Consider the following 25,449-nt stretch of genomic DNA (forward strand, 5'->3'; position numbering starts at 1 on the left):
AGTTATCAACGATGAAAAAGTTTATTTTAGATCCTAAGACCATAGAATTATTTCCCGATATTCAAATTGATGTTTTGCTCTTGGAGGGAATTGACAATCATGTCAACGAGAAGGACGACCCATACTTCCAAAAGCTTTTGGATGAAGGAACAGGCGCTGCCGAACAATTTATTACTGTCGAACCTTTCCGGGATAATCCGGTGGTTGCAGAGTGGCGTGAAGCGTTTCGTAAATTTAAGACTAAGAAGGGTGCCCGTTCAACGGTTGAAGCACTGCTCAAACGGGTGAGCCATGGTAAAACATTCTCACCAATCAGCCCGTTAGTTGATATTTATAATAGTCAGTCATTAAAGTATGGCGTTTCAGTTGGTGGTGAAAATGTCGACGCCATCGCTGGTGACATGCATTTGGGAGAAGCGAAAGGCGGTGAGTCGTTTCTTCCGTATGGTGAAGATGAAGATATGCCGGCTCTTCCAGGTGAAATCTGTTACATGGATGATAAAGGCGCAATATGCCGTTGCTTTAATTGGCGTGAAAGCCAACGAACAGAGCTCACTGAAGATACGACCCACGCAATTATTGATATTGAGTCCATTAACAAAGCCCAAGCAGAAAGATCAGAAATTGCCATTAAAGAAATTCAGCGGCTGTGCAAAGACTATTTCAAAGTAGACGGTAAGCTGCTTCAATTAACGGCTGACAATCCAGAAATTGTCATGGCAAATTAATTTGGCAGTCAAAAAAAGCGATTGGAAAAAATTCCAATCGCTTTTACTATTTACTGTATTTATCTGCAATGTTATAAGTAACTTTGCCTTGATTGACTTTTAGAAGGACCTTTTTGGGATTGTGCTTATCAACGACTTTAAACTTGGCGTTAATTTGATCGGCATAAATTCCACTAAAAGCTTTTGAACGATTTTGGGCCCGCTTAACCAAATAATTCCATTGAGCTGGTTTGCCGGCTTTCAAATTCTTCATTGCTTTGCTGGATTGATCAATCTTAACGATGACGCCTTTTTTCTTATCGGCTTTAACCGATGGCTTGTCACCGTATGGGGTATGATCTTGAGCATTAAAAAAGTACTGGGTTAGCTCGCGGGCCACTTTGTTATGACCGGGTCCATCTTGCAGGGAAAATAGGCTGCCGAACCAAAGAATGACGATTGCAGAAACGACTAAGGTCACAAATTTGCCAACCGGCTTTTGGTACCATTTTAGTAGTTTTCTTGCATCTTTATTTTGAACCTCATCATCCTCAAGCCAAGGCTGCTTTGCCCCACAATACGGGCAAAAGTTTGAGTAAGCCGGGATTGTCTTCCCGCACATTACACATTTTTTGGTTGTCTCTTGTGCCATTCTAACTGCTCCTCCAATATGAACCGTGTTTAGCATACCTACCAATTATAGCAAAAAAACACTGGTGCGGAACAGTTATTCTAATGATTTATCATGAACGGGGTAAATGTTTGTCGACAAATTCTTTGATGGGCAATCTAAAGTCAAGATAATACTTCTCGAGGTCGGCTCTGGACCAGTTCCACCAGGCAATTTTTTCCATATCGGCTTTAATTTCGTCAGGGAAGCGGTCCTTAATTGGTTTTGCCGGAATTCCACCAACAATGGTGTATGGGGCAACGTCTTTGGTTACCACAGCACCAGAGCCAATCACGGCTCCATCACCAACGGTCACACCGGCTTGAATGATGACACCGTGACCAATCCAAACATCATTTCCAATGGTGGTGCGCAGGTGGGTCCGATTTTCCAAAAAGTCTTTATCCGGGTGATCGAAGCCGTATGCGCCACCGTTATAAGCAAAAATATGTTGGGCTGGGCGATCATAAGGATGATTGGTGGGCCCAATTCGGATCATCGCTGCCATGCTGATAAATTTTTTCAGGTCACTATTTTGAATGAAGCAGTATTGACCAGTATAGGTATAATCACCAATCGAACTATTATCGATTAAATTACTGCTTCCTATTTCCACCCATTCCCCGAATGTAGTATTCTTGGTTTGAGTCATTTTTCCAATTGTTGGTTTATCTTTTGACAACTTTACAAAATCAATATGCATACGACCAACTTCTTTCCCTAAGTTAATTTTCAAAGACTATTATAATATGTTTTCAGAACATTTAGTTAAAAGGAGCTTACAAATGTATGAAGTAAAGACGATTGATCGGTTTGACCTGACCGATTTTGCCGGGGATGTATTTCGAACCTCCAATACCGATACCCCGGATGCAATTCTAGTAAGAAGTTCTAAGGTTGATGACAGTCTGATTTCCAAACGGCTGCTCTTAATTGCCCGTTCCGGGACCGGAACCAATACGATTAACGTTGACGCCGCCACCGCAAATGGAACAGCGGTCTTTAACACGCCTGGTGTTAATGCCAATGCGGTTAAGGAATTGATCATTCAAAATTTGTTTCGCTGTTTGCGGCCTTTAAATGGTGCTGTTGAGATGATGAAGCAACTCAAAGTTGCCCCGGGTGAAGACCTGCAGGAAGCGGCTGAAGCCAAACGTGGCGACTTTATTGGTGAGGAACTTTATGGTCGAACGCTGGGAATCCTGGGATTAGGCACCATTGGCCAGCGACTGGCGGATGCCTGTTATCATATGGGGATGCAGATTGTCGGCTATAATCGAAGCTTTAAGAATTTACGGCACGTCCAACAGCTGGAGACCATTGACGAAGTATTGGAACAAGCTGATTTTGTGGTGGTCCTGCTGCCTCTAACCGATGCTACCAGGCATTTATTGACCACAAAGCACTTTGAACTAATGAAAGATACAGCTTACCTGCTGAACTTTGGGCGCGGGGAGATTGTTGACAATCAAGCAGTGGTATCTGCACTTAATCATAATGAGCTGGCTGGCTATGTCTGTGACTTTCCTAAGACTGAGCTTCAAGATCACCCCAAAATTACCCTACTGCCTCATTTAGGTGGCAACACAATTGAGGCATTGACTCATTCTGCCAATCTGATCTTACAAAACTTACTGGACTTTTTGGAATATGGCACGGTGAGAGCTTCAGTCAACTTTCCACGAGTTGATTTGCCATTCATGAGTAATCAACGGTTAACCTTCTTTTTCCATGCCCGGGATAATTTCTGGGTGGATATTGCCAACGTTATGAGTCAGTATGACTTACCCGTCCAGGAAATGATGGGGAATACCATGAACGGTTATGGATATACAATTGTGAATACGGATTTGGCAAAAATTTCCAAAGAGAAGACCGCCAATATTCTTAGTGAACTCAATCAGGTTGAGGGAATGATCCGAGTTCGGCTGCTAAACAACCCAACTCAGGGTGAATGGCTATAAACTTTTAGTAAGTGATTCACAATCTTCAATATTTTTTTGAAATTGCGAGAGTGAAAGCCAGAGTATGGGTCTCGTGATTTTTATCGTTTATTTCAGAAAAAAATAAAATGCAAACATTGAAATTTATTTACACTCGCCTATAATAAGCATTGTAAGCGGTTGTTATTTGAAAAGGGCAAATGATTAATTCACATATTAGTACTTCTGTAAGCGCTGAATAATCATTTGCTTTTCTGTTGTTTGCAATTGCTCATTAATTAACAAATAAATAATTTGGAGATGTGATTATGCGAATTAAAGCAGCTGTTGTTAACAAAAAAGGCGGAGACTTTGAAATCAAAGATGACGTCGAATTAGCAGATATGCAGGCAGACGATTTACAAGTTCATATGGTTGCCACCGGTATTTGCCATTCTGATGAAGCTTTGCGTAAAGGTACCGCTGAAATTGGTTACCCAATCGTTCTTGGTCACGAAGGATCAGGAATTGTTGAAAAGGTTGGTCCTGAAGTTAAGGACTTCAACCCCGGTGATCATGTTGTCCTTTCATTCTATGGATGTGGCAACTGTATCAACTGTTTAAAGGGTATTCCTACCCAATGCTTAAATTACGCAGCAAACAACTTGTCAGGTGTTCGTCCTGACGGCAGTGCCCACTTTACAGAAAATGGTCACAAGGTTGCTGATATGTTTGACCAATCATCATTCACCACGACAACCGTTGTCCGCGAACGTAACGCCGTTAAAGTTCCAAAGGATTTGGACTTACGTCAACTTGGACCTCTTGGCTGTGGATATGTAACCGGTAGTGGAACAGTCTTCAACACATTGAAGCCTGAACCAGGTTCAACCATTGCCGTATTCGGTACTGGTGCTGTTGGTTTGGCTGCTATGATGGCCGGCCGAATTTCCGGATGCACCAAAGTCATTGCCGTTGATATCGTTCCTGACCGTTTGAAGTTGGCCAAGGAATTAGGTGCAACGGATGCTATTAATAGTAAAGATGAAGATCCTGTTAAAGCAATTCAAGACTTAACTGATGGTCATGGTGTTGATTACTCTGTTGATACAACTGGTGTTAAAGCTGTTATGGAAGATTCCATCAAAGCTTTGGCACAAGGCGGAACAACCGCAACCATTGCCGTTACTGACCAACATGTTGACTTGGATACTTGGAACGACCTATGTGTCAGCGATCGTAAAGTCGTTGGTGTTAACATGGGTGACTCAATTCCTCAAGTCGACATTCCTCGTTTGATCAGATTCTACAAGCTCGGCATGTTTGATTTTGATAAGACTGAAAAGTTCTACAAATTTGATCAAATTAACCAAGCAAATGCAGATTCTGTCAGTGGTAAGACAATCAAGCCTGTATTGATCATTGATGAGGATTATAAGCCGGGCAAGTAAGAGAGTGTGAGTTGGGGCGTTTAATGACTGGATGCTAAGTCTCCTCAATTCAAAATCGAGTTTGATTTTGAATTGAGGTGCTTAGCAGGAAGTCATTGCCCAAGGAACACGTTTCGGCAAAGTAAAAGCGAAACATTCAAAAATTAACACAAAAAATTAAAATATTTGTTCCTGCCACATGGCGTTCAATTACACTGTTGCCGACAGGTATCTTGAAAGGGAGCAAAATATTATGGCACAAAATGCTGTTGCATTAAAGCACTACCAAATGTATATCAATGGAAAGTTTATGGATTCAAAATCAGGTAATGAAATTACGGTTCTCAATCCATCAACTGGTGAAAAGATTTCAACAGTTCCAGCTGCAACTCGTGAGGAAGCCAGAGAAGCAATCGACGCCGCATATGAAGCTGAAAAATCATGGAAGAAAGTTCCAGCCGCAACTCGTGGTCAATATCTTCACGATGTTGCTACTGAAGTTCGTAACGAAAAAGATCACTTGGTTGAAATGCTTCAAGAGGAGCAAGGTAAGATCAAGTCATTAGCTACCACTGAAATTATGTTCTCAGCTGACTACTTTGACTACATGGCAAGTGCTGCTCGAACATATGAAGGTGAAATTCTTCAATCAGACAACAAGAACGAAAACATCATGATTGCCAAGCAACCAATTGGTGTTGCTGCCGGAATCTTACCATGGAACTTCCCATTCTTCTTAATTGCCCGTAAAATGGGTCCAGCTTTGGTAACTGGCAACACCATCGTTATGAAGCCATCATCAGACACCCCTAACTTGGGTCTTGAGTTTGCTAAGATCTGTGAAAAAGTTGGTATTCCAAAGGGTGTTGTTAACATTATCTCAGGCCGTGGCTCAGTTGTTGGTGATGAACTTACCAAGAACAAGAAGGTCGGCATTATCAGTTTGACCGGTTCTGTTGATTCTGGTAAGCGAGTAATGGCAGGAGCTGCTACTCATATGGCTAAGGTATCACTTGAATTAGGTGGTAAAGCACCAGCTATTGTATGCAAGGATGCTGATATCGATTTGGCCGTTCAATCAATCATTGACTCACGTGTTGATAACAATGGTCAACTTTGCAACAACTGTGAACGGGTATACGTTCAAGAAGATGTCGCAGATGAATTCATCAAGAAGTTATCTGACAAGATGTCAAAGATCACTGTCGGCAACGTTATGAAAGATGAAAACGTCGGCATGGGTCCATTGATCAACCAAGCAGCTTTGGATAAGGTTGCCGGAATGGTTGACCGGGCAGTTGAAGCTGGCGGCAAGATCACAGCCGGTGGTCACAAGTTGAACATCGAAAACGGATTCTACTACGAACCAACTGTTATCACTAATGTCAAACAAGATTCAGAAATCGTTCAAGACGAAATCTTTGGCCCAGTACTTCCAGTATTGACCTTCAAGACTTTGGACGATGCCATTGAAATGGCAAATGATTCAGACTTCGGTTTGACTTCATCAATCTTCACCGAGAACTTGGACAACGCAATGCGTGCTGCCAACGAACTTGAAGATGGTGAAACTTACATCAACCGATTCAACTTTGAAGCTATGAATGGTTCACACTCAGGCTGGAAAGAATCAGGTATCGGTGGCGATGATGGTCGTCACGGTATTGAAGAATTCTTGAATACCCACGTAATCTACCTGCAAGGACATCCAGAAAAGGCCCAAGGATAGAATAGAGTGCGACTAGGCACGGGTGATCCCGTAGCCTAACTGAAAAAATTCCTTAAGGAACGGTCCTTGTTCCTTGAGGAATTTTTTTGGTTAGGTGCAGGGATCAGTGCCGCCGAAGCACGTTTAGGATAGGTGCAGGGAACAAGTGCCACCGAAGCACGTTTAGCAGAATATGCCGGACACGAGTAACCCACAGCATAAATTAATAAGCCAACAATGAACAGATTTTGTTCATCGTTGGCTTCTTTGTGTGTTGGGTATTTTGATCAAAAATTGTTCCTTCATTGAAACAAATAAAACAGTCCACTAACGCCAATCAATACGAAGACGCAGGTTTGAATCATTTTGATATTCATGTGAACGGTGATTCGATTAGCAATCATTGTCCCAATAACGCCGCCGACAACCCCAAATAAAATCAATGGGATATCGTTGACACCCAAAATACCATTATAGAAACGGACACTGGTGATATATAACTGATCCATTAAAAAGAAGGTCTGGATGCAGGCTAAATATTCTTCCTTGGTTTTTGCCAATGAGAGAAAGTACAGTGCCATTAGTGGGCCGCCAATTCCAAAGAGGCCATTGAAAAAGCCGGAAACAACCATAAAAATAATTGCTATGTAAATTGGGTAATGCTTTTTTGAGTCGGATTTAACAAATAAAAAATAGAGTGACAAAGCAACCAGTAAACCGCCTAACATGGCTTTTAACAGGTGGACGTCAATTAGATTAACCAGCTTGAGTGCCATGAAGGCTACGCTGGCATAGACCAGAAACGGCCATATAATTCGCTTGAATTTAACACTGTGACGATATCGCCAAGCAAACATAATATTAGCGACTGACATAATTAAGGATGCAACTCCCGCACTTTGGGGAATTGGCAAAATGGTTGGCAGAAACACCATCAAGACGATGGCGGAACCAAATCCGGTAACCCCTTGGACAATTCCGGCAAGAATTGCAGGAAGTAAGACAAAGACAAAGTTTGTCATGCCAAGGCTCCTTTCTCATAACTGAATTAAATATTGGATAAACGTTTGTGTGCCTGTTTGTGAATCTTTGGCGTTGAAGAGTGCTTTGTGTACAGTCTTCGGGACATAAACAGGGCGATGATCAGAAATACCAGACACATGGTAAAGCCTGCCTGGATACCCATTTGCTGATTGTGGGTGTGACCAATAAACAGGTGGCTGGTAATGTTAATGGTTGCGACAATGATGGCTGTCCCAAACGAAGCGGCAATTTGGCGCAGGGTGTTAAAAGCAGCCACTCCGTCAGCGATCATATCATTGGGTAAAAACGACAGTGCCTGAGTTTGAATTGGGATCAGAATTAATACCAAACCTAATTGACGAATTGTCTGACCAACCGTCAGCATTCCCACTGAAGCATTGACGTCAATGAACGCCTGCATCATAGTACCAAAGCAGTCAATCAAGATTCCGGTTGTGACAATAATTCGAACCGGATAACGATCAAACAGCCGACCGCTGACTGGGGACATGAACCCGGTTAACATGGCTCCTAGAAGTAAAGCCAGACCGGAAATGATGGGACTTTGACCCATAATGGTTTGAATCAACAGGGGCAACAAAATGGTATTTCCATACATTGTGGAAACAATGAGTGAATTAACGATCGTCGCGGTTGTAAACTGAGAGTTTTTAAAAACTGCCAGGTTGACGAAGGGATGATCGGAATCCTTTTGAGTGAAGACAAAGATTCCAATCAGTATGACACCAATGATAAATGGCAGCCAGACGGTCATTGATTCAATGGAGTACTGACTGACATTTGAAAAGCTCCAGAGCAATCCCAATAGTCCCAAGCTGATGGTGATCAGCCCTTCAACGTTAAACGCTGGTTCCTGATTGGTTGGAACTTTTGGCAACAGGCTCATCGCCAAGATTAAGTCAACGACGATAAATGGAATGACTAGAATAAACAGGTAGCGCCATGAAAAGAAGTCCAAAATAACCCCAGACAAAGTCGGTCCAATGATTGGCGAGAAGTTAAATGCCAAGCCGACAATTCCCATCACCGCACCTTTTTTTCCTGGTTCGGCATATCGAATTGCAAGGGTATTTACCAACGGCATCATCATGCCAGAACCAATGGCTTGGATCATTCGGGCAATAATCAAAATAAAGAAGTTTGGCGCAATGGCACCGACCACCGTTCCCAGCAGGAAGACGCCGGTAAATGCAATAAAGAGTGAGCGAAAAGTAAACTTTTTGGTAAAGTAGGCACTTACTGGAATCATGATGGCATTCACCAACATATAGCCGTTACTGATCCATTGAACGGTAGCCGAAGGGACGTTGAACACTTTCATAAAAGTTGGCAGTGCAACGTTCATGAGAGTTGAGCAGAGGATCCCGAAGAAAGCTCCGAACACCATGATAAATAAGGCATATTTAATTTTTTTAGACATGAACAGCACTTCCGATTATGTATTTTTTAAAATTAGCACTCTAAATAGTGTAATTTTAAAAAGGGTGAATTGCAATAGGTTTATAGCTGACTGGTAATCATTCATTAAGAAATAAAATGGGGATGGCCTTTCCAGAGGACGAGGAGATTATTGGCGTAATCTTATCAGATAATTTTTGGGTACAAAATGAGGCTGGAACAAAAATGTTCCAGCCTCTGTTCTTAATAATCTTTTTATGCTCGTTTAGAAACCCGATAAAAGTAGGGTGAAAATGGCGTGTCCTTGGCAATATTCCGGCCATTATAATAGATGTGTACATAACTGTGACCGACACGCTTAAATGTAAAACGGGCTACTTCTGGCAATTCGCTTATTTCATTTGTTCCAACAATCATGTAAGCATTTGAACCAACGTATTTCCATTTGGTATTCGTAATGTACCATCCGGTTGATTGAGTCAAATGAGCCCTAACGCTGGTTTTCTTTACTTGTGCAGATTCATAACTGTACCATTTCTTTATCCCAAAACGTTTACCGATATTAATTGTTTTATCTTTCCAATCACCGCGAAGTGCCGCTGGGGTTCCATGATGCCAAGTTGCAGCTTGAGTTGTTGTGGCAGCTCCCAGAAATCCCAGTGAGACAATTGTGGCTGCCAACAGTTGGGTTCCTTTATTCATGATTGTCATCTCCAATTAACTTGCCTGTTCAAATTTATGAACTAATTGAATGACCATGCTTGGCTCGCTGCCGGGAAGCGCACGATAAACCACATAATCTCCCGGAATTAAATCAACGGATTCCAGTTGGGCTGACTTGGCGACACTAAAACCGGCAACTTCATAGTAGGCGTGGCCGTCGACCTTTTCATCAGTCAAAGTGACATTTACCGAGTTGAATGGGGCCACGTCCAATGATGCTCGGCGAAGTGCCAGATACTGGTAGTTGATCAGGTCAACCATAATTGTAATTTCGTTGTTGGTGCAGGGGACACTAATGGTTTGTTTCAAATTAGCTTACTTCCTTCTTTGAGTTTCGCATGGCGAATATCGTTTACATTGATTGTAACCATCTGATCGGTTTGAAGATAGATAAAATTATCATTCGCACCAATTACAATACCACTTATATTATAAACGTTTAAGTAGCCATCATCATTTAATTGAAGCGTAATTTGTTTGGAATTTTGCCAACTGTCCTGTAAGATACGGTCGATAACTTCCGGTTCCTGTTCCGGCAGCCGATGAGTCGGGACCTCCTCGACTTTTTTGTCAGCCATATCCTGGTTGTGGTCACTTAAAAAGTAACCCAGCCACTTCATCATACCGCGGTCGTTATAAAGCCATTGATCTCGTGGAACGTCTCGAATCATGTTAAACACCCCCATACGTTTAATATACGAACATATGTTCTAATCGTCAAGGGGAACACGCTTGAAAAATAAATCCCAAAGCTGAAATGACTGTCAGCTTTGGGATTAACGAATGTTACAATTTTAAATTCGAATTTGCTTCTCATCTGTCGAAATCGGGAAGCCCTTCTTAAACGCGGTTCGTAAGAAGTTCAGTAATGGTGGGGTGACTTTTAATTCATCGACGTCACGTAATGAGAAGGTATAACGGATGGCTTTCTCATCACCAGCCGCAACTTTTTGAACCCACTTTGGTTCACGGATTAACTCCCGACCAATAGCAGCGAACTGAACCCCGGCGTCGATTAATTTCTCGACTTGGGCAGGGGATGCCAAGTGACCGACGACCATTAATGGCAAATCATCAGCCAGGACTTCTTGAATCTTTTGGAAGAGCGGTTGCTTGTCGTCATGGTCAACGATTGATCCTTGCCAAGCGTCGGCTAAAGAAATGTGCAGGTAATCAATTGGCTTTTTGTTTAATTCTTTAACTAAGGCCGACGTGTCGCTCATCCTGATACCGGGTTCTTCGATTTCTTCCGGTGAAATTCGATACCCCAAAATGAATGAAGGGTTATCAGAGTGCTTAATAACGTCTGCACAGGCATCAACGACGGCCAAGGGGAAATGCATCCGCTTCTCCAGGGAACCGCCCCAGTCGTCAGTTCTGCGGTTGGAGTGGGGACTGAAGAATTGTTGGATCAAGTAGGTGTTGGCACCATGAAGCTCCACGCCGTCAAAGCCGGCACTAATTGCTAATTGGGTGGCGTTGGCAAAATCTTTAATGGTTTGCTCAACTTCTTCACCAGAAAGGGCACGGGGTGTTTCGGCTCCCCAACGTTCGGGAGCAACTGCACTTGCGGACACTGTTTGGTGGCCACGAAGAACACGTGAATTGCTCATGCGACCGGCACTAAAGATCTGAAGAATTGCTTTAGTGTGGTTGATTTTGATGGCATTGGCCAAGCGTGATAAGCCCGGCAGCATTTTTTCGTGGGCAACGCTGAGTTCACCTTCAAAGCCTTTGCCTAAATCATTCACATTGGCACAGCCGGTGATGATCATACCGGGACCGCCAGCCCGCATGCGGAAGTAGTCGATTTCGTCATTGGTAATTGAGCCGTCTTCAAAGCTGGACATCTCGGTCATAGGGGACATGGCAATCCGATTTTTAATTGTGACACCATTTCGTAATTTTGCTGGTTGTAAGAAATTATAGTTAGTCATGGGAAACCTCCAATGAGTTTAATTTTAACAATGTATTACCTTTATTATAAAAGAAAATTTGGATTGTGTTTGGAAATGGTCATTTATATTATTCCGTAATCGTGTTAATGAACATTGCATTTAATTATCAAGGCATGATAAGGTAATAAAAAATTCAGTCATTTAACAAGTGAATCTTTAAAGGCTTGGCAATATAATTTGCACCTTTTTATTTGGAATTAAAGGAGGATATTAAATGCCATACAGCAGGCTGGATATTGAACTAAGCGATAAAAAGTCTGAGGTCAGTTTACAAGCAGCGCTTTATCAAATAAATGTCGTTTTGGACAATATTGTTGATGAAATGAAAGCCATTAATCCCCAATACAATCGGCCCTCGCTGTTTATTGAATGCCTCGGATTAACTAAGGACGAACATGAACAGATTTGTGACTATTTTAAAAATCATCGTGATGGCTTTGATGCAAGTAAAAGCTGGCTTACTAATTGGATACAGCAGAATGTGTACGAGATGCCAGAAGAATATGTGAAAAGAATGGTCGATTCTTATCAAGATTGGTACGAAATTAACGATGAGGAGGTTTGTTATATGCCCAATAATTGGCAGGATATTCATTTAACGGATAAAAAAAGTGAAGCTGCTTTACATGCGGTGTTATTCCAAATGAACAGCGTTATGGTTGATATTATTGCTGAAATTCAGTCTAAAAATCCGACTTTTAAATTGCCGTTTCAATGGGAAATCGGATTGACTCAAGATCAAAGCAGTTTGATTCTGCAGCATTTCGTATTTAATAGGGATGAAAAACTCACTGATAGTATAAATTGGCTGACAAATTGGTTGGCCGACAATGGTTTTTCGGTTTCACAAGAACAAGTTAATAAAATAGTGAATAATATCCGAAGATCTGTAAAGTTAATGTGATTGATACTTTTTCTATAAAAGCGGTTACAATAGAGATGGAGTCAAAATTGGAGGAATATTAAATGGAAACATTAAAAATGATTCAATCTCGTAAAGCCATTCGGAAATATTCAGGTCAAATTAGCGATGATCAGCTACACGAAATTTTGGTAGCCGCAAATGCTGGTCCAGTTGGCATGGGACGTTATGACGATTATCGTCTGACGGTGATTCAAGATCCACAAGTTTTATCCAAGTTGAACGGTATTTATGAAGCCCCAACGGTGATCGTTGTTTCAATTAAAGAAGACAGCGCATCGGATGAAGTTTCAACAGGTGCCATCGTCCACAACATGGAACTGGCTGCAGAAGATCAGGGACTAGGAGCTAATTACAATATGGCCAGCTTGGAATCAATTCCAAGTGATGTGATTCCTGATGGATTCAAGCCTGCGTTTGCATTAACCCTTGGCCAGACGGATGAAAAATTTACACCACGAGAGATTCCGTTAGACCGGATTAAGACAAATATGGTTAAGTGATTTAGATAATAAAATGGATTAACTTCTCAACTTGGGTTGGGAGGTTAATCCATTTTTTGTGTTCAATATGTTATTTAGTTTGTTAGGAAGTGAAGAGACTTTCTTTACTGCTCCCTTCGGCTTCCAAAACGTGTTCACCAAGCCAGCCTTCTCCGCTTAGTCCAATAACAAACTTCAACGCAGAACCAGCGTTAAAGCTTGTTATTACACTAATGCTCGAAAGCTAACCGGCTTGCTTCACACTCTCCTACAATTCTCCGCCCTTTTCAAACGTTGGTACCATCTTTTCAGCTCTCATCAATACCAGCTGATGAAGAAGGTCCTTGACGTTTTCGGTAATCGTATTGGCAATCTTTTCATTAACTTGATTATGCCAGTCGGTGACTTTATCTGCGGAAATATTCTTAAATTCGGCATCGGCTGTTGCGACCGCTGCTCTGCCATTGGCAAAGCCAAACTTGCGGCTTTCTGATACAGCAAACATTGCTTCCAGGTCATGTTCTGCAAAGAACGGATCGGCCAACATTGCGACCAACTTGTTTAACCAGTAGAAACTTTCAGTGGTTGTTCGAAGTGGGGTGTTCTTGAAGTTGTCCGGTGTGTCTGTGCAGTTGGCAAAGAATGGCACTGGAGCGTTGAACTCGTTAACACCTTCTGCCAACCAGTGGATTGCGGCGTGTTCAGCAGGGAAGCCGGGACGAATTTGGAGAATGTGCATTTCCTGGTTCCGGTTCATGCCGATTGGACGGTAACGAAGACGGGATTCCTCAGTACCGGTTTTACCATAAGGATCAAAATCAGTTCCCTGGTAATGGCTGCTTAAGAAGAAAGCAATGTCTTCAACAGAAATTAAATGATCGGCAACCCGAGTGAATGGCATTGTGCGACTTTCTGGATCCTGTTCAATTTCTGGGTTGAACATCTTTTGGCCATACCAAACACGAGGAGTGTTGTAATAGTGATCGGCTTGGGTGTCTTCACCGAAGATATCTCTGAAGTTAAAGCCTTTGCGACCTTTATTTAAATGGTTTTTCTCGGCAAATTCTTTCAAGTCATCTGAATACATGTAGTGTTCAGGATCATTAAAATCAATTTCTTGAATACCGGTTTGGTTAGGGGCAACCGCATACGAATCATCAGGAATTCGTTCAGCAGCCCAGTGGTGGCCACCAACTGTTTCAAAGTACCAAACTTCGTCGGAATCTGAAAAGGCAATTCCGTTACTTTCGCATGTCCCATATTTGGTAACGAACGCACCAAGGCGCTTAACACCTTCACGAGCGCTGTGAATATAGGGAAGGGTGACTGTCAACATTGCTTCCTCACCAATTCCATCGGGAACTAAAGGATCGAGTCCCAACATGGTTGTATTGGTAAATTCGGTTTCAGTTGAACTCATGGCAACATTATCAGTGTTGATTCCTGATTCACCCCAGACACCATCGCTGACATCTGCATTGGGTGTTGCGCTGTATCGTAAAGGATTATCGGGTAGTTTTACTTGAAATTTGTTAAAAGTCGATATGTACTCCCGAGGTTGATCCTCGGGCATAACAGCTACAAATCGTTTAGCATTAATTCCGCCCCCGGCGTCTTCGTTTCGAGCGATCATGGTCGAACCATCAACAGTTGCGTCTTTTCCAGCTAAAAATGCTGTACAGCTGGATACATTATGAAAATTATTCAAATAAATTCATTCCTTTAATTTTTGTAGGCCGTACCACTTTGAGGGACGGGATTAAAACTGAATTGCAATTAGTAAGCTAAGCTAACAATCTTACTGCTGCTCTTTGTGAAGTCCAAAGCTTGACCATATACCCAGTACTTTTGAACCTTGGCTTTTTTAGCAGTCTTCTTGCTGGTGTACTTGGAAATTCGGTACCAGTTGAATTGAGTTCCTTGGATACCGTATAAATCAATCTTTACAACTGAGCCTTTCTTCAATCCGGCTTTCTTCCAAGAAGTGGTCTTAATGTGCTTGAAGTTACTGTTTTGAGCGTGATTGGTTAATTTGAAGTTTTTGTAGTTGCTACCAATCTTGGCAGTAGCATTAATCTTGTGATAAGTCATTTTACCAACCATTGGTTTTGAAGCGGCGCTAGCAGTTGGGGTTTGTGATGCGGCAACAAATCCACCAAAGCTAAGTGCTGCAACAGCGAGCATAAATGTCTTCTTAATCATGAAAATTATCTCCCTTGATATTTTATAATAATGTAAGTGATATAACCTACGTGTTAAGTATAAAACGAAATACATAAAAATCACAGAATATCTATCTCAGAACTTATCAATTCTTGTGATCATCAGACTGGTCACGTGGATGACGTTCAGTGTGGTGTGAAGTATTATTGGCTAACTGTCCGGCATTATTTTGTGCATGATTCTTAAAATCATACTGGGTCTTGGTATCTTTTAAGAATTGCTGCCATTGCTTGCGGCGCAACTGACGGATTTCATCAATATCCAAGTGGCTGGTGCCGGCTGATTCGTTTTCCGGATTGATGGCCCTGTCCAACCATGAATGGTGGCCGGCTTGTTCCGAAGCTTCCTGACTAGGTGTGGATGAATCCGGGCTGGTAGATGACAGACCATTTTCAACCAACTTTTGGAATTTCCGCAATTCTCCGGTCGGCAGCTGTAAATACTGTTCCCGTTGATTTGCTGTCAGCTGAGCGGCATCGTACATTTGTTGGCGGTCGTTACTGCTGAATACCATGTAGACAAGTGGGTATGGCAGGAAAAACCACAGAACAATTTGTGGGAAGAAGTAACCGAGGACGATCAATACCACGTTAAACAGGGAAAAGTAGATATTGTGTTTACCGTAGATTTTGGTGTAAATTTCCCGCATTTGAGACTTGTTGGTGTATTGAAAATTAGTGACTGCTCGCGCCAAAATCCGAAAGCACAGGCTCACAATTGCCACTAAAATTCCATATGCCACGACTGTAATGCTGGTGGTGTTACTGGCCATCATGTTAGTTGCCAACGGGGTGAGGGATAACGGAATCAGATATAAAAAGTCGTATAACATAATTCTGTAGCTCATATCGTCAATTTCATTAAATAAAGTTGCGTGTTGATACCAATTATTAGCAACGAACGCAAAACTGATAATATAAACACCAATTTCTTTTGCTAATGTCAAATAATCACTGATATTATCCTTTAAAACTGGTGTCAAATCCAAAACCATGATCGTCAGTATAATTGCGATGACAGCGTCGCTGAAGGCATCTAACCGCGCTTTCAATTTTTTCATGTTAAATTCTCCCGATAAATTGATTGATTAGAAATAATGATCTTTCTTCAGCCAACAAAAAAGGTGAGAAAGTCAAAATCGGTTTTCTCACCTTGCTTGCAATTAATTTGTAATTATCCCAGGAACTTTCTTAAAATAGCTTGACGGCTGATTAAGGTCGTCTTGGTTTCCTTGTCAGAAATCTTAACTAAATCAGAAGCTAATTGGGCATGCTTTTCCTGCTCTGGTGTTTGAGGACCGGCTTTGATATCAAATAATTTTTCAATTGCTTCAATATCTTCGTCGACTGCCTTCCAAGCTGGATTCTTTGCTTGGAGTGCTTCCAAAGCATCTTTACTGAAGTATTGCGCAACGTGAGCATAATCATGCTTGATGTTTGGATAATACTTCAACAGGGTGTTTAATTCTTTTTCGCTTAATTTATTTAAGATGCGGCCGGTTCCAAGAAATTCTGGCGGAACTCCGACTGAGTAGAGCGCACCGGTAAATGTGATGGCACGTGGCATCTTGTAACCATCGACGTCTCTTGAGTAACCGATGATTCCAACGTGTTGGTGACGATCTCGGCGCTTAGGGAATGCATCGAAGACTGGTTGTAAGTCGTTGATAAGTGGATCCAATGTTTCGTGGTATTCTGCAGCGGCTTTCTTGGCGATATCCAAAAGCATCTCCTGATCATCATGGTTGATGATTTCGAATTTGCTCTTTTGAAGGCCTTCGCGAAGTTTGATGATGGCTGGTTCAACAACATCCAATGGGTAATCGTAACGGAATGCTGATTGGATGGTGGCAGTCTTCAAACCAGGGAACTCTTCAAGATAACGGTCAATCATCATTGGTGACAACCCGCCACGGAAGATGGTGCTTCCAGTTCCGGCGATTGGGTAGATTGGCATGCCGGTTTCCTGTTCGAATTCAGCCAAGCCGGTCAATGCCAACTTGTTTCCGATGATACTGTTCAAGAAACCATTTGAAAGGGCGGAATCTGATCCGGCAAGGAACACACGCATGTAGTGTAATTCGCGGCCAAAGTGGTCTTTGTACATTTCAAGATACTTTTTCAAAATTTGTGGGGCATGTAATTGTGATTCAAAACCTTCAAACAATGGAATCATTTGAAGGGTGTCTGAATCTTTATGCCCAGTGTTAAATTCAGTTGACTTGTAGTGAGAGAGGCTGGCAAATTTGTCTTCCATTGAAATCAGCTGGTCGGCTGATTGGGTCATTGGCAAAATTGCTTCAAATAATGGACGTTCCTTGAAGCCGAGATCATAAGCAAAATCCTCAGCGGACAAGATAGTGGTCATTGCCTGCATCAAGCTGTAACCTTTTTCTTCCCAAATATTGGGGAGACGGAAAGTCAGAAACTTGTCTTTGCCAAGGGGATGCTTTTGGAAATATTCGTAGTGCTCGGAATATAAACGGTCGATAACTGAAGCATCGGCGTGTTTACCTTCCCAGTCCCACATGTATTCGTCGGCACCAAGCTTGGAAAAGTTTTGGTAGGCTTCATCAATTTCACGAAATGCGGAAACAGATGGGCTATCGTTGTGCTTAAAGAACGGAACTCCTGCGTTATCTGGATGTTGGGTACCCATAATACTAGGGATTTTTCTATCCATAAAAGAATGCCTCCTGAGATTTAGTAAATTTCATTTAGAATGATTATACATTAAAACGAGTAAAACTGAAAATAATATTAACAAATTGGTCAAATTCATAAAACAGTTAAATATCCGAATATTCATGAATAATTTAATCAGTTAATTAGTTATTTCAACTAAATATTACAGCTTATTGTGAAATTTTACCAGTTATTTCAGTGAGATGTAGAACATTCGCCAAATAAAAAACGCCATTATTCGTTGTGAACTGGCGTTTAAAACTTAGTCAAAACTTGTGGCTGTTTCTGCTGTGTAGTTACCACTACTCTTTAATAATTTGGAAACTGGGCAGCGATTTTCAGCTTCCTGGGCAAGCTTGTCAGCTGTTTCAAAATCAACGCCCTTAATCAGGATCTTCGCGTGAACCAAGAATTGATATTCGGCACGGTCACCGATGAAGGCGACATCAACGTGGACTTCGGCAGTATGAGGAAGGCCATTTTCCCGTTCAATGGCCTGCAGGGTTGCCTCTAAACACGTTGCCAAAGACATCCCCAGCAGTTGTTCCGGGTTGGTACCTGGTCTTGAATTAAGTGGATTACTGGTTTCAACTTTTATTCCGTCGGGAACATAAGCGTGACCATTCAGGCCTTCATCATTAACGGCTTCGGTTTGGTACAGCGGTTTTTCCCATCTTTCATCTTTTGGCATTTTAAAACCTCCCAAGTTTTCTTACCAATATTATAAGCGCTTACAACAAAATCTCAATCAAGTTTGTTTATAAAAATGAAAGTGGGGATGAACTGATTCAAAAAAAGAAGACCAGACACAGTTTTGATGTGTCAGATCTTCAATTATTGGCATTCTTGTGATAATCAATTATTCGTTATAGTCCATTCTGATAATGACCGGATCCTTGGTTAGAAAATCGCCGACTCCGGCAAGAAACTTCTTGAAATGAGGGGTTTCATTGTGAAATTCAACTGCATCGGCATCTTTCCAATGTTCAATGATTTCATAGTCGGTATCGCTGTGCAATTTTTTGAAATGATTGTAACTGACGTTACCGGCTTCGCCTCGTGAACCGTTCACGAGCTCATCGATAAAGGCTTCATAATCCTTTTGCATTCCTGGTTTAACTGATAATTCAACGTTAATAACTTTCATTTTTCCAGCCTCCTCTAAAATAGTCGGTCATGTACACCCCTAGTATATCGAAGTTTTGAACTTATTGTTTAATTTATCATCTGTGAATGTCAGATCATAGGCTGAACCTTTTCGACCAACAGCGTAAAGCAGATATTTCCCTGATAGGGGGCCCTGACCAACGATTGTTTGGCCATTTGGGGTCCCGAGGGCGTCAATGACTGATTGGTAAGTAGTTCCGAGGTGGAGGCCCTTAATCTTGGCTTTTGGAATGGTTTTGATATTTCCTTTAGAAGTCGGAAAGTAGGACTTTCCAACTGCTAAATGATTGAGAAATTGGACTTTGACTTTTGAAACGGGGAAGGACGACGAAACGTCTTTCCATATGTACTGAGTGGTTTTCTTGCTGACGCCCTTCACGAAAACCCGACTGACATGCTCCGGATTGCCGAACAGCTTGATGACCTGTTGTTGTGAAGAGCCGTCGGTACCATCGTTGATATTACCGATGTTGATTCGATTAAAATTGGCCAGGTTGATTCCTTCAACGGCTCGGTCATGTTTGAATTGAGCGGGGGTTTGCTGAATGGCGTAATGGTCTTTGGCTGATTTCTTGGTGGTGTTGGAATGGGTACAGCCTGCCAGTAGAAGTGTCCCGATGCATGCAACTGTGAATGTAGCGGCTTTTTTCATAGAATCCCTCCTTTTAGCTGAGCTAAATTCGGTTAAATAGGTGTTTATGAATTTTAGACTTAAATATATACTTATTTACTATATTAGGATTTTAATAAATAGCAACACTTTTATCAAATTGATTGGCAATAAATTGTGGCAATTACTGGTTTGAGGTCATCCGGTCAGATAAAAGTTGGCATAAAAAAAGCCTGGACCATCAATATTTCTACTGGTGGTCCAGGCTTTTGGTAATCTTTAATTCGTTGATGATGCATCTTTCTTGCCCAGAATTAAGGCGAACACACTTGCATGCCCGTACCCGCCATCTTGAATAACGGCACCATATTTGTCAGGAATATTATTGACGATATAAATGCCTAGTTTATATCCTGATAACGATGCCCGCTTGGATGCTGGATAGCCAGCCTTCACAAGTTCTTTTTTCAAGCCGGCAAGTTTTGTCGCATTGCTAGCGGTTTTGTGTTTATACAGATAATTGTTGACTGATTTGAGTGAAATAATATCGCTATAACCCTTTGTTGAAACAGGCTCCTTATCTTCATACCATAGGACCCCTTCATCATCAGCAGCGTAGTTATACGCAGCAATCTTTGATAAGCCAAGATCAACAGGCGTGTTGGGGAACAATTTTACGATCTGTCTGGCGAGTTTTTGATAATGACCGGTTTGGATATAGTGCAGATAGTTGGAACTGTTTGAGAATTCGTTGGGATAAACAATACTTTGACCAGCATAGTCATGATTTGTGCCTTCGGTTACGTTGCCTGAATAAACATAGCCGCTGACATATTTTCCATTGCCTCTCAAATAGCCGCCAAGATAATAATATTGAGTGTCGACACCATGATGACGAACAGTTGCGACGTGAGAGCAACCCCAGGTCATTCCAGGGTAGTCTTTAAGATTTAATCGCTTTTTAGTGTGAGTCCAGTCCCACATATAAACATTCTGGGATTTGTTTTTGATGTAAAAATCACCGCGATTTTTGACACCATATTTTTTAGAAATAATTTGGTATCCATAAGGGCTAAAACCTTTTTGAAGGGCGCTTGTTTTGACATAGCCTTGTTTACCCGCGGTGAGGTTGCGAACCCAGTAATACGTTCCTTGCTTCAATTTGTGATAAACTCGGACTTTTTGCTGAACGAACCAGGTTGTTGAACGATACTTGGATAATTTGTAGAGTTTCTTTTGAAAATTTTTGAGGTTGAATACCTTGTCTTCAGATCCACCAAAGTATTTGCTATATACATATGCTTTAGTATTGGGCTTTGCATGATAGGCATTGGCAGCACCATCATCGGTCTGGTAGGTTTTTAACACTTTAATTCGGTAACCGTTATGAGCGGCTTGAACCGGGCTGATTTGCGTGATCAGTCCTATTAATACGGCAGCCATCAGCATACCGAAAATTTGAATTAATTTTTTCATTTAGCGATTTCCCCCAATGTGGTTATGATTTAAATATTCACTCAACAGTCTATCTTTAATTCCAATTGAGAGTCAAATATTCTTCATTCAAGGAAGATTATTCACCAATTGTTTCACATTTTCGAATATAATGAACCCATAAAGCTGAAAAGAAAGAAGGGGAAAAGATTGGCAAATCAACCGCTTGTTTTTGATTATCAAGCTGCCAAAGGTAAACCTGAAAATATCCGCCATCCCGAAGGATACTGTCCATTTTGCGATGTTGCCCACCTGACCAATATTCTTGCTCAAGATGATGATCGAATTTGGCTGGTGAACAAATTTAGAACACTGGAAGATACATTTCAAACTGTTGTGATCGAATCCAGCGACCATTTAGGCGGACCCTCCACTTATTCAGTCGAGCAGAATCGAAAAGTGTTTGAGTTTGCGTTTAAATGTTGGCATCAGATGATTGTTTCCAATAAATATCAAAGTACCATTATGTACAAAAGCTTTGGCCCGTTGTCCGGTGGCAGTTTACGGCATCCGCATTTTCAAATCGTTGGGCTTAACAATTACGACGTGTATGAGAATATCAAGCCAAGTAATTTTGTTGGTGTGGAGATTGTGAAAGATGATGATGTCGCAATCACAATTTCAACTCATCCGATTATTGGATTTGTTGAAATTAACATCGCCATCGATGGGGTTGCCCAAATTGGTCGTTTGGCAGACGCAGTTCAAGTGATTGTGAAGTATCTGTTGAATGATTATATGGGTGGCAGGTTGACGTCTTACAACCTGTTCTTTTATCAAATGGCAGGGAAGTTTTATTGTAAAGTTGTTCCCCGATATGCGACCTCACCGTATTTTGTCGGCTATAAGATTTCACAGGTTCAAAATGCAGCCCGACTGGATAAGATTGCCACTGATATTCGGGAACGGTTATAAATCAGACGAAAAAGGAACGGCATGTGCCGTTCCTTTTTATGTCAAAATCGTTGGTTGTTCAACTTCATCAAATTGCCTGAGTAAAAAAGCACACCTTATATCATTAAGGCGTACCATACGAGAGATTGCTGATGATCGACAATAAGCCGCCAAACAGCGTGAAAATCAAACTGAGAATTGCCAAGGCAATGAAAAGGTGGCGCCATTTGAACGGGGCGGTTTCGCCACGGGCGTTTTTATAGATGAGATAAAATGCGCCAATCACGATCACAAAAATGGCCGCGGTTAAAATGATCCAGATAATAGCTAGAGTGATGTCCATGTTATGCCTCCAAAAATGATGTACTTGTAAAGATAGCATTAGTATCCGCCGATGGCAACTATGCAATTAATATTATGTTTATCTTAAGGCGATTACAATCCCTTAAGATTTAAGTTTCACTTAACCGATCCTTTCTAGAATGAAGTTAGTTGTTGGAAAAGCACGTCAGCTCTTTAGAAAGAAAGGTGGGAAATAATGGTTAAATGGCTTCCGTATTTATTAAATATTACAGGTGTGTTGGTTTGGCTGAAAATGCAATCGGGGAATTTGCGACGGTTAACGTGGTGTCAGCTGTTTACAATTGCATCGGCAATTATCTATGTGTTGGTCGTCAGCTATCTCACGTTGGCGCCAACGTCATACGCGTTTGTTGGCCCTCAGCACGTATCACCAATGATGATTGGTACGGCGCCAATTAACCTGATCCCGTTTTGGAGTACCACGGCGGATTTTTATCAAAATGTGGTTATGATGCTGCCGATGGGTATCTATTTGGGGCTGTTGCTGCCTAAATTTTCGTTTCGCAAGGTGCTGGTAACCGGAGTTGGTGTCAGTGTCACAATTGAATTTCTCCAATTGATTCTTGATTTAAGCGTCGGCTTGTCGAGATGGGTGGATATCAATGATGTCTTGACGAATACCTTCGGCGTATTAGTGGGTTGGCTGGTGTTAAAGATTTTATCCCATACCATCCTCAAAAATCTTCTTAAACGTTTTTCCGTTCTAACCTATCCAGGACAAAAGGGTAAATGATTGCCCTTTCACTCAGCAGGCCCTAAAATATACTTACTAAAAGTTAATAGGGGATGTTATGATGGCAAAGTTAAATCAGGCAATGAAAGATATGATTGCCGGAGAATTATCGTATATTTCAACCGTTGATGCAGATGGTAATCCGGATGTTGGCCCAAAGATTTCAATGCGGGTTTTGGATGATGAACATTTAATCTATAATGAAATGACCGGCGGGCAGACCCAAGCCAACATTAACAATAACGGAAAAGCAATTGTTGCCGTTTCTAATGCCAAGGCACTGAAAGGCTTCCGTTTTGGCGGGACTGCCAAGATTTACACCGATGGTGATTTCTATGATCAAGCCGCAAAATGGGCAGCTGGAAAGTTTCCAGTTCCTAAGGGTGCTGGCGTAATCACGATCGACAAGATTTGGACATTGGATCCAGGCCCTAAAGCAGGAAAGTTATTTGAAGAATAAACTTTTGAGTAAAGCACCGTCCATCATATTTTGGTGGCGGTGTTTTTTGTGTTTTATGCTTGGTAGCTAATGTCTTCTGAAAAAGTGATTCCATTAGAAACGGCGTCATATGATTTTGCATCGTCTGACTCGTCTGTCAAGATTTTGATTGAGGTTGGTTTTAGGGTGGTTGTTGATTTTCCCAACAAGATCAACGCATATTCAACTCTTTTAGCGTTTGGGGAGATCTCATCGGTGGAACCAGTGTCACTCATTGAATCATCGTCATAATTTGTCTGATATCCATTTGCATAAACAACTTGTTTAATTCCCCCAAACTCGATTGCGCGATTCGAATTATTCTTTACAACATATTCAATTTTAATTCGACTATAGTCATTAGGAATGTTGTCTTTACTAAATGTATCATTGGCTTCTTGAAGCTGATCTTGTGTATTTGCATGTATTTTATCAACCTCAGCATGTTTGAATTTGATCGATAATGGTCCATCCTTTAAAGTTTCGTTTGGTTTGACTCCCAGTCCAATCAATGTTGCTTTTCCAATAATCGGACTATTTTTCCATTGACCAACTTTTGATGGGTGGATTAATGAATCTGACGGGATTTCATTTGGATCCTTTTTCTTTGCAGCAGTTTTTTTCTTATTTACTTTCGAACTCGTAGCGGGTCGCATGACAACTGTTGTTCGAGCGCTGTTTAATAAGGCAATACAGGTAACCAGGCCAACTCCTAAAACAATAATTGCCCAAACCATCCAATTCTTGTACCAAAGTTGCTTCGAATTTTCACGAGCAAGGGAATGTGGGGCTGCTTCTGCGTTATTTGAATCAGCTTTCGGTGGTTGAGTATTTGCATTACCGCTGAGAGCAGACTGTTTGCTACCGCAATAAGGGCAGAACTGCGCAGCAGCAGGAATCTCCTTGCCACAGCCTATACAAAATTTTGTGTCTTCGTTCATAATGATCCTCCAAGAAATATTTACGGCTTTTATTGTCATCGGTTGTGGACAAAAAATGACCCAGGAACATGGCGAAGATGCTCCTGAGTACTAAAAATGCTGGATTGTATTTTGACGAGCTTTTTAACTATACATAAACAATGGGGACCACGTCAATCATTTTTTTGGACACCGTATGATGGCAAAGGCCTATCGTTGTATCCCAGTAAGGAAATCCTTCAAGGAAGGGGTTTAAAACGATAGGAAAGGAGGACTTGAGATGTTTCCAAGTCCTCTTTTTATAGGTCATGATCAACTCGGTGGTGAGAGCGAAAAAATATATTTAAAGTTATGAGTTGACTATTTTTGTTGAATTGATTTTGTTGAAAATTTAAAGCTGCTGGGCACTGCTTTGTCGGAATGACCGATCTTGCTGCCATCTAATTTGAAGACCAGATATGGGACCGGTCCCGTCGCTTTAACATGCTTACCAATCATCATTAACTGAGATTGGGCAAAGCTTTGAACATGATTGCCCACGGCCGTCTTTTGAGCAGTTGTTAAACTTTGAAAATGATTGTTGACCTTAACAAGATATCCATTGTCGATATCGTATGATATTGCCTTAATGTACAACGACCATTTATACGACTTTTTACCTTGACGAGCATCCTGTTGATCCTGGATCAGGGCATGGGACATTGTGTCGTTGTAAGCAGTCTGTTGTTTGGTAGATAGCTTTGGATTTTCGGCGGTTTGCTTTGCTGAAGATGTTGAAACGGCACTCGCTGTTACCTTAGCGATGGTTTTATGGGAGTGGCTTGTTGAATCATTCATGCAGCCGCTAAGAAGTAATCCGGATAATATTGTCATGATTAAAGCACTTGATTTATGCATAAAATTCCTCCAACGTGAAAAA

Annotated in this window: 28 protein-coding genes; 9 read left to right on the top strand and 19 right to left on the bottom strand. The window is 41.5% G+C overall.

Features of this window, described 5'->3' with window-relative positions; translation table 11 throughout:
• Positions 1-11 precede the first annotated feature (11 nt).
• A complete protein-coding gene (locus DNL43_RS08370) occupies positions 12-728 on the top strand; it encodes a B3/B4 domain-containing protein (protein WP_054769250.1) in 717 nt (238 codons plus the stop codon).
• Positions 729-774: 46 nt separating this feature from the next.
• Here DNL43_RS08370 and DNL43_RS08375 read toward each other — a convergent pair whose 3' ends face one another.
• Positions 775-1,329 carry a zinc ribbon domain-containing protein gene (locus DNL43_RS08375; protein ID WP_054769251.1) on the bottom strand — a complete coding sequence of 185 codons (555 nt, stop codon included), beginning with the start codon at positions 1,327-1,329 and terminating at the stop codon, positions 775-777.
• Between the two features lie 121 nt (positions 1,330-1,450).
• Positions 1,451-2,080, bottom strand: coding sequence for a DapH/DapD/GlmU-related protein (locus DNL43_RS08380; RefSeq protein ID WP_056982325.1), 630 nt, complete (start codon positions 2,078-2,080; stop codon positions 1,451-1,453).
• Between the two features lie 82 nt (positions 2,081-2,162).
• On the opposite strand from DNL43_RS08380, the gene DNL43_RS08385 reads away from it, so the two are divergent.
• From DNL43_RS08385 to aldA, 3 genes are all read left to right on the top strand, one after another.
• The gene (locus DNL43_RS08385; RefSeq protein WP_056982323.1) at positions 2,163-3,341 is read left to right on the top strand and encodes an NAD(P)-dependent oxidoreductase; all 1,179 of its coding nucleotides are present in this window, start codon (positions 2,163-2,165) and stop codon (positions 3,339-3,341) included.
• A 287-nt stretch (positions 3,342-3,628) separates the two neighbouring features.
• Positions 3,629-4,750, top strand: coding sequence for an NAD(P)-dependent alcohol dehydrogenase (locus tag DNL43_RS08390; protein WP_056982321.1), 1,122 nt, complete (start codon positions 3,629-3,631; stop codon positions 4,748-4,750).
• Between the two features lie 232 nt (positions 4,751-4,982).
• Complete coding sequence (gene aldA, locus DNL43_RS08395) at positions 4,983-6,458, top strand: aldehyde dehydrogenase (protein ID WP_054769252.1); 1,476 nt, start codon at positions 4,983-4,985, stop codon at positions 6,456-6,458.
• Positions 6,459-6,739: 281 nt separating this feature from the next.
• On the opposite strand, the gene DNL43_RS08400 is transcribed toward aldA, so the two are convergent.
• The 6 genes from DNL43_RS08400 to DNL43_RS08425 form a co-directional block, all read right to left on the bottom strand.
• Entirely contained in the window at positions 6,740-7,459 is a 720-nt protein-coding gene (locus DNL43_RS08400) for a sulfite exporter TauE/SafE family protein (protein WP_156645059.1), read from the bottom strand.
• A 26-nt stretch (positions 7,460-7,485) separates the two neighbouring features.
• Positions 7,486-8,901, bottom strand: coding sequence for a DHA2 family efflux MFS transporter permease subunit (locus DNL43_RS08405; RefSeq protein WP_056982319.1), 1,416 nt, complete (start codon positions 8,899-8,901; stop codon positions 7,486-7,488).
• A gap of 233 nt (positions 8,902-9,134) precedes the next feature.
• Positions 9,135-9,581 carry a hypothetical protein gene (locus tag DNL43_RS08410; RefSeq protein ID WP_054769254.1) on the bottom strand — a complete coding sequence of 149 codons (447 nt, stop codon included), beginning with the start codon at positions 9,579-9,581 and terminating at the stop codon, positions 9,135-9,137.
• 15 nt (positions 9,582-9,596) lie between these two features.
• Positions 9,597-9,911 (bottom strand): hypothetical protein, encoded by a 315-nt coding sequence (locus DNL43_RS08415; protein WP_054769255.1) that lies wholly within the window; start codon positions 9,909-9,911, stop codon positions 9,597-9,599.
• Entirely contained in the window at positions 9,908-10,273 is a 366-nt protein-coding gene (locus DNL43_RS08420; RefSeq protein ID WP_054769256.1) for a hypothetical protein, read from the bottom strand. Before DNL43_RS08420 ends, DNL43_RS08415 begins: the two co-directional genes overlap by 4 nt.
• A 123-nt stretch (positions 10,274-10,396) precedes the next feature.
• The gene (locus DNL43_RS08425) at positions 10,397-11,539 is read right to left on the bottom strand and encodes an NADH-dependent flavin oxidoreductase (protein WP_056982317.1); all 1,143 of its coding nucleotides are present in this window, start codon (positions 11,537-11,539) and stop codon (positions 10,397-10,399) included.
• A 235-nt stretch (positions 11,540-11,774) separates the two neighbouring features.
• Here DNL43_RS08425 and DNL43_RS08430 point away from each other — a divergent pair, with 235 nt between their 5' ends.
• Together DNL43_RS08430 and DNL43_RS08435 are read left to right on the top strand one after the other, a co-directional pair.
• Complete coding sequence (locus tag DNL43_RS08430; RefSeq protein WP_056982315.1) at positions 11,775-12,464, top strand: hypothetical protein; 690 nt, start codon at positions 11,775-11,777, stop codon at positions 12,462-12,464.
• Between the two features lie 62 nt (positions 12,465-12,526).
• Positions 12,527-12,985 carry a nitroreductase family protein gene (locus DNL43_RS08435; RefSeq protein ID WP_054769259.1) on the top strand — a complete coding sequence of 153 codons (459 nt, stop codon included), beginning with the start codon at positions 12,527-12,529 and terminating at the stop codon, positions 12,983-12,985.
• Between the two features lie 247 nt (positions 12,986-13,232).
• On the opposite strand, the gene DNL43_RS08440 is transcribed toward DNL43_RS08435, so the two are convergent.
• The 8 genes from DNL43_RS08440 to DNL43_RS08475 all read right to left on the bottom strand — a co-directional run bounded on the left by DNL43_RS08440 (position 13,233) and on the right by DNL43_RS08475 (position 21,124).
• Complete coding sequence (locus DNL43_RS08440; protein WP_056982313.1) at positions 13,233-14,672, bottom strand: C69 family dipeptidase; 1,440 nt, start codon at positions 14,670-14,672, stop codon at positions 13,233-13,235.
• Positions 14,673-14,740: 68 nt separating this feature from the next.
• Complete coding sequence (locus DNL43_RS08445) at positions 14,741-15,166, bottom strand: hypothetical protein (RefSeq protein WP_054769260.1); 426 nt, start codon at positions 15,164-15,166, stop codon at positions 14,741-14,743.
• A gap of 106 nt (positions 15,167-15,272) precedes the next feature.
• A complete protein-coding gene (locus DNL43_RS08450; protein ID WP_054769261.1) occupies positions 15,273-16,247 on the bottom strand; it encodes a TMEM175 family protein in 975 nt (324 codons plus the stop codon).
• 113 nt (positions 16,248-16,360) lie between these two features.
• Positions 16,361-17,869, bottom strand: a complete 1,509-nt coding sequence (gene ppcA, locus DNL43_RS08455; protein ID WP_056982311.1) for a phosphoenolpyruvate carboxylase — start codon at positions 17,867-17,869, stop codon at positions 16,361-16,363.
• Between the two features lie 264 nt (positions 17,870-18,133).
• Positions 18,134-18,562, bottom strand: coding sequence for an OsmC family protein (locus DNL43_RS08460; RefSeq protein ID WP_056982309.1), 429 nt, complete (start codon positions 18,560-18,562; stop codon positions 18,134-18,136).
• A gap of 168 nt (positions 18,563-18,730) precedes the next feature.
• Positions 18,731-19,018: a putative quinol monooxygenase gene (locus DNL43_RS08465; RefSeq protein WP_056982307.1), complete on the bottom strand. Its 288-nt coding sequence runs from the start codon at positions 19,016-19,018 to the stop codon at positions 18,731-18,733.
• A gap of 39 nt (positions 19,019-19,057) precedes the next feature.
• The gene (locus tag DNL43_RS08470) at positions 19,058-19,690 is read right to left on the bottom strand and encodes a DUF3862 domain-containing protein (protein WP_054769262.1); all 633 of its coding nucleotides are present in this window, start codon (positions 19,688-19,690) and stop codon (positions 19,058-19,060) included.
• A 237-nt stretch (positions 19,691-19,927) separates the two neighbouring features.
• Positions 19,928-21,124, bottom strand: coding sequence for a hypothetical protein (locus tag DNL43_RS08475; protein WP_056982305.1), 1,197 nt, complete (start codon positions 21,122-21,124; stop codon positions 19,928-19,930).
• 168 nt (positions 21,125-21,292) lie between these two features.
• On the opposite strand from DNL43_RS08475, the gene DNL43_RS08480 reads away from it, so the two are divergent.
• Positions 21,293-22,057, top strand: a complete 765-nt coding sequence (locus DNL43_RS08480) for a DUF4931 domain-containing protein (RefSeq protein ID WP_056982303.1) — start codon at positions 21,293-21,295, stop codon at positions 22,055-22,057.
• Between the two features lie 103 nt (positions 22,058-22,160).
• On the opposite strand, the gene DNL43_RS08485 is transcribed toward DNL43_RS08480, so the two are convergent.
• Positions 22,161-22,379 carry a hypothetical protein gene (locus DNL43_RS08485; protein ID WP_056982301.1) on the bottom strand — a complete coding sequence of 73 codons (219 nt, stop codon included), beginning with the start codon at positions 22,377-22,379 and terminating at the stop codon, positions 22,161-22,163.
• Between the two features lie 195 nt (positions 22,380-22,574).
• Between DNL43_RS08485 and DNL43_RS08490 the strand changes: the two genes are divergently transcribed.
• Both DNL43_RS08490 and DNL43_RS08495 read left to right on the top strand, forming a co-directional pair.
• Positions 22,575-23,132, top strand: a complete 558-nt coding sequence (locus tag DNL43_RS08490) for a VanZ family protein (protein ID WP_095345030.1) — start codon at positions 22,575-22,577, stop codon at positions 23,130-23,132.
• Positions 23,133-23,190: 58 nt separating this feature from the next.
• Complete coding sequence (locus DNL43_RS08495) at positions 23,191-23,592, top strand: pyridoxamine 5'-phosphate oxidase family protein (protein ID WP_054769266.1); 402 nt, start codon at positions 23,191-23,193, stop codon at positions 23,590-23,592.
• A gap of 53 nt (positions 23,593-23,645) precedes the next feature.
• Here DNL43_RS08495 and DNL43_RS08500 read toward each other — a convergent pair whose 3' ends face one another.
• Together DNL43_RS08500 and DNL43_RS08505 are read right to left on the bottom strand one after the other, a co-directional pair.
• The gene (locus DNL43_RS08500; protein WP_225366633.1) at positions 23,646-24,590 is read right to left on the bottom strand and encodes a zinc ribbon domain-containing protein; all 945 of its coding nucleotides are present in this window, start codon (positions 24,588-24,590) and stop codon (positions 23,646-23,648) included.
• A gap of 300 nt (positions 24,591-24,890) precedes the next feature.
• Positions 24,891-25,427, bottom strand: coding sequence for a hypothetical protein (locus DNL43_RS08505; RefSeq protein ID WP_056982297.1), 537 nt, complete (start codon positions 25,425-25,427; stop codon positions 24,891-24,893).
• Positions 25,428-25,449: the final 22 nt, after the last annotated feature.

It is taken from the genome of Lentilactobacillus kefiri, from assembly GCF_009739535.1.
GTDB classification, from domain to species: domain Bacteria; phylum Bacillota; class Bacilli; order Lactobacillales; family Lactobacillaceae; genus Lentilactobacillus; species Lentilactobacillus kefiri.

Coding starts and splice junctions, on each gene's coding strand:
- DNL43_RS08435 (WP_054769259.1), top strand. CDS start 12,527: ATGGAAACATTAAAAATGATTCAATCTCGTAAAGCCATTCGGAAATAT.
- DNL43_RS08470 (WP_054769262.1), bottom strand. CDS start 19,690: ATGAAAAAAGCCGCTACATTCACAGTTGCATGCATCGGGACACTTCTA.
- DNL43_RS08460 (WP_056982309.1), bottom strand. CDS start 18,562: ATGCCAAAAGATGAAAGATGGGAAAAACCGCTGTACCAAACCGAAGCC.
- DNL43_RS08380 (WP_056982325.1), bottom strand. CDS start 2,080: ATGCATATTGATTTTGTAAAGTTGTCAAAAGATAAACCAACAATTGGA.
- DNL43_RS08505 (WP_056982297.1), bottom strand. CDS start 25,427: ATGCATAAATCAAGTGCTTTAATCATGACAATATTATCCGGATTACTT.
- DNL43_RS08385 (WP_056982323.1), top strand. CDS start 2,163: ATGTATGAAGTAAAGACGATTGATCGGTTTGACCTGACCGATTTTGCC.
- DNL43_RS08450 (WP_054769261.1), bottom strand. CDS start 16,247: ATGAAAAAATTGAAAGCGCGGTTAGATGCCTTCAGCGACGCTGTCATC.
- DNL43_RS08495 (WP_054769266.1), top strand. CDS start 23,191: ATGATGGCAAAGTTAAATCAGGCAATGAAAGATATGATTGCCGGAGAA.
- aldA (WP_054769252.1), top strand. CDS start 4,983: ATGGCACAAAATGCTGTTGCATTAAAGCACTACCAAATGTATATCAAT.
- DNL43_RS08465 (WP_056982307.1), bottom strand. CDS start 19,018: ATGAAAGTTATTAACGTTGAATTATCAGTTAAACCAGGAATGCAAAAG.
- ppcA (WP_056982311.1), bottom strand. CDS start 17,869: ATGGATAGAAAAATCCCTAGTATTATGGGTACCCAACATCCAGATAAC.
- DNL43_RS08490 (WP_095345030.1), top strand. CDS start 22,575: ATGGTTAAATGGCTTCCGTATTTATTAAATATTACAGGTGTGTTGGTT.
- DNL43_RS08410 (WP_054769254.1), bottom strand. CDS start 9,581: ATGAATAAAGGAACCCAACTGTTGGCAGCCACAATTGTCTCACTGGGA.
- DNL43_RS08420 (WP_054769256.1), bottom strand. CDS start 10,273: ATGATTCGAGACGTTCCACGAGATCAATGGCTTTATAACGACCGCGGT.
- DNL43_RS08475 (WP_056982305.1), bottom strand. CDS start 21,124: ATGAAAAAATTAATTCAAATTTTCGGTATGCTGATGGCTGCCGTATTA.
- DNL43_RS08405 (WP_056982319.1), bottom strand. CDS start 8,901: ATGTCTAAAAAAATTAAATATGCCTTATTTATCATGGTGTTCGGAGCT.
- DNL43_RS08400 (WP_156645059.1), bottom strand. CDS start 7,459: ATGACAAACTTTGTCTTTGTCTTACTTCCTGCAATTCTTGCCGGAATT.
- DNL43_RS08430 (WP_056982315.1), top strand. CDS start 11,775: ATGCCATACAGCAGGCTGGATATTGAACTAAGCGATAAAAAGTCTGAG.
- DNL43_RS08425 (WP_056982317.1), bottom strand. CDS start 11,539: ATGACTAACTATAATTTCTTACAACCAGCAAAATTACGAAATGGTGTC.
- DNL43_RS08370 (WP_054769250.1), top strand. CDS start 12: ATGAAAAAGTTTATTTTAGATCCTAAGACCATAGAATTATTTCCCGAT.
- DNL43_RS08485 (WP_056982301.1), bottom strand. CDS start 22,379: ATGGACATCACTCTAGCTATTATCTGGATCATTTTAACCGCGGCCATT.
- DNL43_RS08375 (WP_054769251.1), bottom strand. CDS start 1,329: ATGTGCGGGAAGACAATCCCGGCTTACTCAAACTTTTGCCCGTATTGT.
- DNL43_RS08500 (WP_225366633.1), bottom strand. CDS start 24,590: ATGACAATAAAAGCCGTAAATATTTCTTGGAGGATCATTATGAACGAA.
- DNL43_RS08390 (WP_056982321.1), top strand. CDS start 3,629: ATGCGAATTAAAGCAGCTGTTGTTAACAAAAAAGGCGGAGACTTTGAA.
- DNL43_RS08445 (WP_054769260.1), bottom strand. CDS start 15,166: ATGATTAAGAAGACATTTATGCTCGCTGTTGCAGCACTTAGCTTTGGT.